Raw genomic sequence first — 2,263 nt, 5'->3', positions numbered from 1 at the left:
ACATAGAGTCGTCTGTGTCTAGGATACGAGTGGATGGGAGGTGTAGAGTCAGACATTCGGAATGTGGTGGCGCGCAGAGGGATAGATTGTTCTTTTTTGTTGTACAGGGGGCGGGGACCAGCGAAATGGACGCGCGTAGGCTCGTCGGCAGCGTCAGATGTTTATAAGAGACCGCAGGCTGAACCCGCGCCCGCCCCTGCCGCCGCGCCTGAAGCTGCCCTGCCAGCGAACCGCGCAAGCTGGTTCGTCCGCCTCAAAAGCGGCCTGAAAAAAACCGGCAGCAGCCTCACCACCGTCTTTACCGGCACGCAAATTGACGAAGCGCTGTATGAAGACCTGGAAACCGCCCTGCTCATGGCCGACGCGGGCGTGGCCGCCACGCAATACCTGCTGGACGACTTGCGCCAGCGCGTCAAACAGGCCCGCGCAACCGAACCCGCCCAGGTGCGCGCCCTGCTGGCCGACGCGCTGGCCGATTTGCTTGCGCCGCTGCAAAAGCCGCTGGTCGTGGGTGAGTACTGCCCCACCGTCATCATGGTGGCGGGCGTGAACGGCGCGGGCAAAACCACTTCCATCGGCAAGCTCACGCGCCACCTGGCCGACGCGGGCTGCTCCGTGCTGCTGGCCGCCGCCGACACCTTCCGCGCCGCCGCCCGCGAGCAGCTGGGCGTGTGGGCCGACCGCAACCGCGTGGAAATCATCAGCCAGCAAGGCGCTGACCCTTCCGCCGTCAGCTTCGACGCCGTGGCCGCCGGCCGCGCCCGCCAGGTGGACGCCGTGCTGGTCGATACCGCCGGCCGCCTGCACACCCAGGCGCACCTGATGCAGGAGCTGCAAAAAATCCGCCGCGTCGTCACCAAGGCCGACGCCACCGCCCCGCACGAAGTGCTGCTGGTCATTGACGGCAACACCGGCCAGAACGCGCTGGCGCAGGTCAAGGCCTTTGACGAGGCCATTCAGCTCACGGGCCTGATCGTCACCAAGCTCGACGGCACCGCCAAAGGCGGCGTGCTGGCCGCCATCGCCCGCGAAAAGCCCGTGCCCGTCTATTTCATCGGCGTGGGTGAAAAACTCGAAGACCTGCAAACCTTCAACGCCCGCGAATTCGCCCAGGCCCTGCTGGCCTGAAGGCCTGTTCAAAGCCTGGCCGCAAGGGGCCAAAAAAGCGCAGACGCCTGGGCCAGGCTTTCTGCGCATCAATCGGCTGTCCGGGGCGCGGGCAGCATTTCAGGCGGGGCCATGCGCAGTGGATGGATGGCACTTTTCAGCTCCTCTATCCATAGCATGATGTCCTAGAGGAAATTGTGCGAAGCGGCATTTTGACCCTCTGGATTCGCTCCTGTTTTTGATTCAGCTTGACGGCGCAGGCTTGCCCGCCCCGGCTGGCAAAGCGGCGCGGCGGCCCCTTTTCCGCTGGCCTTCAGCAGCGCGCGCTGGCGGCAGGCGTTGCGGCGGCAACGGCGCTGCCGCTGGCCAGCCCGCCCTCCGCTTCATCTGCCTTGCCCGCCACGCCTGCCGATGGCTGCGCCCGGCGGGCTGGGCGAGCAGCAGGCTGGTTTGGCGGTAGACCCAGTCGTCGCCGCGCTGGGCGGGCGGCAGGGACAGGTCCAGCCGCCAGACCATGCGGCCGGGCTGCCCGGCCATGACGATGACGGTGTCGGCCAGGGTGACGGCTTCCATCACGTCGTGCGTGATCATGAGCACGGCCAGCTGGCGGCGGGCCATTTCGGCCAGCAGCAGGCGGTGCATCTGGCCTTTGAGGCCGATGTCCAGCGCGGCAAACGGCTCGTCCATCAAGAGCAAATCCGGCTCCAGCACGAGGGCGCGGGCCAGGGCGGCGCGGCTTTGCATGCCGCCGGAGAGTTCGCCGGGAAACTGCGCCAGGGCGATGTCGTCCAGCCCCAGCGCGTGGCCCATGCGGCGGGCGGCGGCCAGGCGCGCGGCTTTGGGCGTGCGCCGCGCTTTCAGGCCCAGGGCGATGTTGCCGAGCACGGTTTGCCACGGCAGCAGGTGCGGCTGCTGAAAGAGCATGGCGCTGCGGGCAAAGCGGTTGTCAATCTGCCCTTCCTGCACGGTCAGCAGCCCCGCGCACAGGTGCAGCAGGGTGGTTTTGCCGCAGCCGGAAGGGCCGACCAGCGCGATGGCGCGGCCTGCGGGCAGGGTAAAGCCGATGTCTTCCAGCACGCTGCGGGTGGCCCAGGCGTGGTTCAGTTGCCTGACGGCGAGGCTGGGGGCCGCTTCAGGCGAGGGGGCGGGTGTGGAC

2 protein-coding genes are annotated in these 2,263 nt (G+C 67.6%); one reads left to right on the top strand and one right to left on the bottom strand.

Annotation, left to right across the window (positions count from 1 at the left end):
- The first annotated feature begins 96 nt into the window (after positions 1 to 96).
- The gene (ftsY, locus tag C1720_RS12495; protein ID WP_369406084.1) at positions 97 to 1,128 is read left to right on the top strand and encodes a signal recognition particle-docking protein FtsY; all 1,032 of its coding nucleotides are present in this window, start codon (positions 97 to 99) and stop codon (positions 1,126 to 1,128) included.
- Positions 1,129 to 1,350: 222 nt separating this feature from the next.
- Here ftsY and C1720_RS12490 read toward each other — a convergent pair.
- Positions 1,351 to 2,263, bottom strand: a 913-nt coding sequence (locus C1720_RS12490; RefSeq protein ID WP_199171040.1) for an ABC transporter ATP-binding protein, incomplete at its 5' end; no start/stop codon positions are given.

Origin of the sequence: Ottowia massiliensis (assembly GCF_900240305.1) — a bacterium.
GTDB classification, from domain to species: Bacteria; Pseudomonadota; Gammaproteobacteria; order Burkholderiales; family Burkholderiaceae_C; genus Ottowia; species Ottowia massiliensis.
Note: the sequence above shows the minus strand (reverse complement) of the source record. Positions and strands in the feature narration are given on the sequence as shown.